Below are 6,123 nucleotides of genomic sequence, written 5' to 3'. Positions count from 1 at the left end.
CCCGTACCGCACAGCGCCTGCTGGCCATGGCCGCGGCGATCTGGCACAACTGGGAGACCAACGCCCCCGTCAAGCGGTCCCTGATCGCCTACGACCACTGAAGACATCGGACTCAATCATCTAGGGTCGAAGGGCACGTGAACGCGTGCGTGAACCGACCGGGGGCACCGTGAACCTGCGTTTCCAGGAGCTCGACTGGCGGCCCACACCCATGGGCGTCATCAGTCTGCGGGTCCGATGGGACCCGATGGCCAAGGCCGAGGTCCACGAGATCAAGCTCGACGACGACTTCCTCATGTCCAGCCTGTTCGTCCAAGGGGAGATCGAGGTGGCCCGGCTGGCCCTGGCCGAACTCCACCGCCACCCGGTACCGCCAGGCGGGTACGACGTGGTGGTCGGCGGTCTCGGGCTCGGGCACACCGCCCTGACCGTCCTGGACGACCCGGACGTGCGGTCGCTCGTGGTGGTCGAAGCCCTCCCGGAGGTCGTCGCCTGGCACGAGGCGAAGCTCATCCCGGCGGGGGAGCGGCTCACCGACGACCCCCGCTGCCGCCTGGTCCAGGGCGACTTCTTCGCCCTCGCCGCCGGTGAGAGCCTCGACCCGCAGACCCCCGAGGGCCAGGAGGAATCCGGCAACCGCTTCCACGCCGTGGTCGTGGACATCGACCACTCACCCCGTCACCTGCTCAACCCCGCACACGCGCCCTTCTACGAACCCGTCGGGGTCCGCCGGCTCCTGGGCCACCTCCAGCCGGGCGGGGTCTTCGCCCTGTGGTCCAACGACCCGCCGGACGAGGACTACATGGAAGTGCTGCGCGCGGACTTCCAGGACGTACGGGCCGACGTGGTCAGCTTCCCCAACCCCTACCAGGAGCGCCCCGCCACCAACACGGTCTTCCTGGCGACGGCACCGACACCGGAGTAGGACTGGGCGGGTAGTGCGCGAGTAAGCACGGACCGTCATCGGATCGCCTGCTGGGGAGGGGTGAGCATGCTCGAAAAGCTGCGGAACGGGGTGCGGCGCGCCTATCAGAGGCGCGGATTCGAGCGGGAGACCGCTGTCCTCATCCTCAAATGTGCGGTCGCCGCCACGGTCGCCTGGGTGGTCGGCACACTGCTGGGAGCCACGTCCCAGGTCGGGTTCGCACCCTTCACCGCGCTGCTCATCGTCCGGCCGAGCGTCTACGGTTCGGTGCTCCAGTCCGGGCGCTACGTCGCGGCGGTCTTCGCGGGTGCCCTCCTCGCCGGGCTGGTGGGGCTCACGGTCGGCCCACAGCTGTGGTCGTTCTCCCTGTTGCTCCTGGCCGCGCTGGTGGCCGGGCAGGCGCGGTTCTTCGGCGGACAGGGCATCCAGCTCCCCGTGGTCGCGGCCTTCGCGCTCGCGGGCGGTACCGCCGAGAACCCCGAGGACCTCGGCTATCTCCTGCTGATGGTCTGCGTGGGTGCCGCGTGCGCACTGGCCACCAATATGGTCTTCGCCCCCGCGGTCCGGTTCCGGGACGCGGAGAACGCCGTCCTGGACTTCGCGGACGGCCTGCGCTCCCTCACCGGCGAGATGGCCGACGGCATGGGCCAGGGGTGCGACGGCCTGGACCTGGACTACTGGGGGCGCGCCGCGGACGGGTTCGACGGAACCGTCCGCAACGCGGAGGAGGCGGTCCTGCGACAGCAGGACCGGGCCCGGTTCAACCCGCGGCGCCTCATCTCGGGGGACCGTCACTCGCCCCGTGCCCTGGAGACCTACCGGGACTGGGTCTCGGCCCTGAGCAGGGCATCCCGGCACGTGCAGTCCCTGGTCCGGACACTGCGCACCACCAACACTTCCGGTTCACGCTTCCCCGCACCCGAAGACGGCTTCCTCCGCGACCTCGCCCCGCTGGTGCAGCGGGCGTCGGACATCTTCCGGACGGTCCACGACTACGGCGAACCCGATCGCGCGACCGTCTCCGAGGACCTCCGCGTGATGGTGGAGGACGCGTTGCGCCAGGTCGACTCCGAGCGCTCACGGATGCGGGAGGAGTGGGACAACGACCGGTGGCCGGTCTACAGCGCTCTGCTCACCGACGTCGAGCGCCTCTTCGAGGAGGTCCACCAGGGTTACGAGAACAGCACGCATGAGGACGCTGAGTGAGGATAGTCGCGCCCGGAGCGGGCAGGGAACGTTCATGGCACAGAAACCGAGACACACACGGACAATAAGCGTCACCAACAGAACCCTCGCCCTCCTTGGCACCGCCCTTCTCGTGAGTGCCTGCTCCACCACCGAGGCCGATGGTGTGGGGGCTCAGGGCTCCACCGGGGCCGGCGCCTTCGACCTGGGGCAGCCGGAGGACATCGCCACCGATTTCGACGTACCGTGGGGGATCGACTTCCTCCCCGACGGTTCCGCTCTGGTCGCCCAACGGGACTCCGCGGAGGTCGCCCGCGTGGCGCCGGACGGCACGACCGAGGAGGCGGGCACCGTCGAGGGGGTCTCGCACGGCGGTGAGGGCGGCCTCTTGGGGCTGGCCCTCGACCCCGGCTTCCCGGAAGAGCCCTACGCCTACGCCTACTTCACCACCGACTCGGACAACCGGGTCAGCCGGATCGAGTACGACCCGGACGTGAACTCCCTCGGCGACGCCGAGGTGATCGTCGACGGCATCCCCGCAGCGAACACGCACAACGGCGGCCGGATCGCCTTCGGTCCGGACGACGAGCTGTATGTGGCCACCGGTGACGCCGAAGTACCGGACGACGCCCAGGACACCGATTCACTGGCCGGGAAGATCCTGCGGATCACCACCGACGGCGAACCGGTGGCCGACAACCCGTTCGACAACCACGTCTACACGTACGGCCACCGCAACGTGCAGGGCCTGGCCTGGGATGAGGAGGAAAACTTCTACGCGACCGAGTTCGGCGCCGACACCCTCGATGAGGTGAACCTGGTCGAGGCGGGCGACAACTACGGCTGGCCCGAGGTGGAAGGGCCCGGCGGCGGTGACGAGTACACCGACCCGCTCATCAGCTGGGAGCCTTCGGAGGCCTCGCCCAGCGGCGCCACGGTCGCCGGCGAATCGCTCTACGTGGCGGCCCTGCGCGGTGCCCGCCTGTGGGAGATCCCGCTGAACGGGGACGGAACGGTCGGCGAGCCCGAGGCGCACTTCGTCGACGACTTCGGCCGTCTGCGCACCGTTGAGGCCCACCCGGACGGCGACGCCCTGTGGCTGAGCACCAGCAACCTGGACGCCTGGGGTACCCCCGGCAGCGACGACGACCGGGTCATGAACGTCCCGCTGGAATAGGGAGCCGTCGGACCGCGGCGCAGTGGACATAGGTCGACATACCGCGAGGTCGGAGAAACGCCGAACGAGGCACCTTCCGTCACCCTGAGTGCATATTAACTACTCTTAGTGGTTGTCTGGTGACGAAAGGTGCCTCATGTCTGCTTTCCGCTCGCATCGCCGAACTCCCCCCGGGCGATCCCGCCGCTTCCCTGCTGTGCTGGCCGCTCTGCTCCTCACCTTGACAGCGGCCGCAGCGCCCGGGGCGGCGCAGGGCACCCAGCAGGACATCAGCACTGTCACCGTCCACACCGGGGGAGAACGGCTCCCCGACGGTGAGGTCGGCCCGCTCGACGGGGTGACCCTGGGGCTCTACGAGTCGGAGGACAGCGAGACTCCGTTCTCCGATGAGGACTGGGCCACCTGTGAGTCCACGGGCGGAGTCTGTACCTTCGAGATCCCCATCGGAGCTGACGGCGTTTCTTCGAATACCCGGCTCTGGGTTGGTCAAGAGGAGGACGGTGTCCCCGAGGGATGGTTCACCAACCCCAGCCTGCGTACCGGGCAGGGCACCGGCGAGAACTCGGTCGAACGCGAATACCGGTATCAGACACCCGAGCTCACCGCGGGGTCGAGTTTCGACTCCCGAGACGACAACAGCTTTATGCGTGGATCCGATCCTGATCCCGGCTACTGGATGACCTCCTCGGGGTACTGGCAACAGTCGATCGACAACCCGCCGCTCCCACAGGTCTGCGGACTCAACGTCGCGCTCCTGCTGGACCTGTCGGGTTCGATGGAGGGCTCCCTCGACCAGCTCAAGGACGCGGCGGACACGATGGTCGACTCGCTGGTCGGGTCCCCCTCCCAGACGGCGGTCTTCTCCTTCGCCAGTGGTTCGCCAGCGCAGGAAGGCGAGAACCGGCCGGAGCTCGTGCCGGTCGCCACCCAGGGCGAGGCGGACGACTTCAAGGAGATCTACGCGGACTGGGAGGCCGTAGGCGGCACCAACCGGGACGAGGGGGTGGCCAAGGTCGCCGATGAGATGGCCGCCGCGGGTGAGGACTACGACCTCACCGTGATGATCACGGACGGCAACCCCACCTTCTACGCGGACGAGCAGGGCAACGGCAGCCAGACCCGCGTCATCGAGGTGGAGTACGGCACCTTCTCCGCCAACCAACTCAAGGGCATGGGCAGCCGCCTGATGGTGGCGGGCGTCGGACCGGGCATCGACGCGGTCACCGAACGCAACCTCCGGGCCATGTCCGGCCCGGTGAGGTTCGACGCCGACGCCGGCAACATCGCCAACGCCGACTACCTGCACGCGGACAACTTCGCCGAGGTCGGCCAGGCCATCCAGGACCTCCTAGCGGAGCTGTGCGCGGGCACCCTTTCGGTGACCAAGTACATCGTGCCTTCCGAGAACGAGGGCGACGACATCACTGGGGCCACTCAGGCAGGCGCGGGCTGGACCTTCGACGCCGCCGCCGTCGGGCCGGACGGCGGCGGGGTGGACCCGGAGAGCGCCACGACCGATGACACCGGAACGGTCAACTTCCGGCTGGACTACCCGACTGACACCGAGACCGCGGTGCTGCGCGTCACGGAGCAACAGCAGGAGGGGTACGAGCTGGTCGCCCCGGACGGGAACACGGCGATCTGCGAGATCCGTGAAGGGGACGGAAGCGCGGATCCGCACGGCTCCGAGTCTGTCGCTACGGGTGACGGGAACCCCGCTTTCGAAGTGGATGTCCCGCGCAGCAGCGCCGTCGAGTGCCGGATCTACAACAAGCTGTCCCCAGCCGAGCTCACGGTCGACAAGCAGTGGGAGATCGACGACCGGATCGTCGCCCAGGACGACCGGCCGGACGGGTTCGACGCGGACCTGGAGCTGTCCGGTCCGGGGGACGCGGACCCGTCGCCGCAGGACTGGGGCGAGGCCCGCGGCGGGTACTCGATCGGCGACGACGCCACCGGTACCGAAGAGGTGGTGATCCCCGAGCGGTGCACCCTCGACGAAGTGCGCATGGTGCGGGGGAACGACCCCGACACCCCGGTCGCCGTGGATCCCACGGACCTGGAGTTCGAGGTCTACGCCCAGTCCAGCGAGTACCTGATCACCAACGAGGTCTCGTGCGACACCAGGCTGACGCTGGTCAAGACCGTGGACAACAGCGGAGGCGGCACCGCCACCCCCGAGGACTGGGTACTGACCGCGGACGGCCCGACCATCGTGGAGGGCAACAGCGGAGACGAGGCGGTGACGGACGCCTGGGTCCGGCCCGGCCACTACGAGCTGACCGAGCGCGGACCCGACGACTACGGGTTCGACTCGTGGAGCTGTGTGCTCGACGGTGACCAGGACCCGGTCAACGACGGGCGTGAGGTCGGTATCGGGTTCGGAGACCACATGACCTGCACGGTGCACAACGAGTACCAGGAGCCGGAGCCGACCCCGTCGCCCACTCCCGCGCCCAGCCCGACGCCCACGTCCGACCCAACGCCCAGCCCTACGCCCACGCCGTCACCGAGCCCGACGGAGAGCCCGTCACCGGACCCGTCGCCCAGTCCCGAACCCGCATCGGTAGCCGGGCCGTCGGGTCCCGACGCACCCGGGCCGGCCCACGAACCGGATCTCCCGGTGACCGGGTCGTCGCTGGGCGGGTTGGTCGGGTCGGCCGCCCTGCTGCTCCTGGCCGGGGCGCTGTCCATCGCGATCGTGTGGCGTCGGCGCACGCGCCCAGTGGGGTGACCCCGGTGCGCTGAGGCGCGTCCGTCCCGGGAGGGCTCGACGCTCTCCCGGGGCTCCCCCGGGCGGCGCGGAGCGTGCTCGATAGTCTGGGCTCCGGTGACG

At 69.3% G+C, this 6,123-nt stretch carries 4 protein-coding genes and 1 pseudogene; all 5 read left to right on the top strand.

Features of this window, described 5'->3' with window-relative positions; all coding sequences use genetic code 11:
• Positions 1 to 101: pseudogene (locus tag ACYVDG_RS28045) on the top strand (IS982 family transposase); the annotation flags it as partial.
• Between the two features lie 68 nt (positions 102 to 169).
• Entirely contained in the window at positions 170 to 925 is a 756-nt protein-coding gene (locus ACYVDG_RS28040; protein ID WP_460760647.1) for a polyamine aminopropyltransferase, read from the top strand.
• Between the two features lie 66 nt (positions 926 to 991).
• Positions 992 to 2,131 carry an FUSC family protein gene (locus ACYVDG_RS28035; RefSeq protein ID WP_460760640.1) on the top strand — a complete coding sequence of 380 codons (1,140 nt, stop codon included), beginning with the start codon at positions 992 to 994 and terminating at the stop codon, positions 2,129 to 2,131.
• 34 nt (positions 2,132 to 2,165) lie between these two features.
• Positions 2,166 to 3,287, top strand: a complete 1,122-nt coding sequence (locus ACYVDG_RS28030; protein ID WP_460760636.1) for a PQQ-dependent sugar dehydrogenase — start codon at positions 2,166 to 2,168, stop codon at positions 3,285 to 3,287.
• Positions 3,288 to 3,507: 220 nt separating this feature from the next.
• A complete protein-coding gene (locus tag ACYVDG_RS28025; protein ID WP_460760632.1) occupies positions 3,508 to 6,021 on the top strand; it encodes a hypothetical protein in 2,514 nt (837 codons plus the stop codon).
• Positions 6,022 to 6,123: the final 102 nt, after the last annotated feature.

The organism is Nocardiopsis oceani (genome assembly GCF_054777395.1).
Note: the sequence above shows the minus strand (reverse complement) of the source record. Positions and strands in the feature narration are given on the sequence as shown.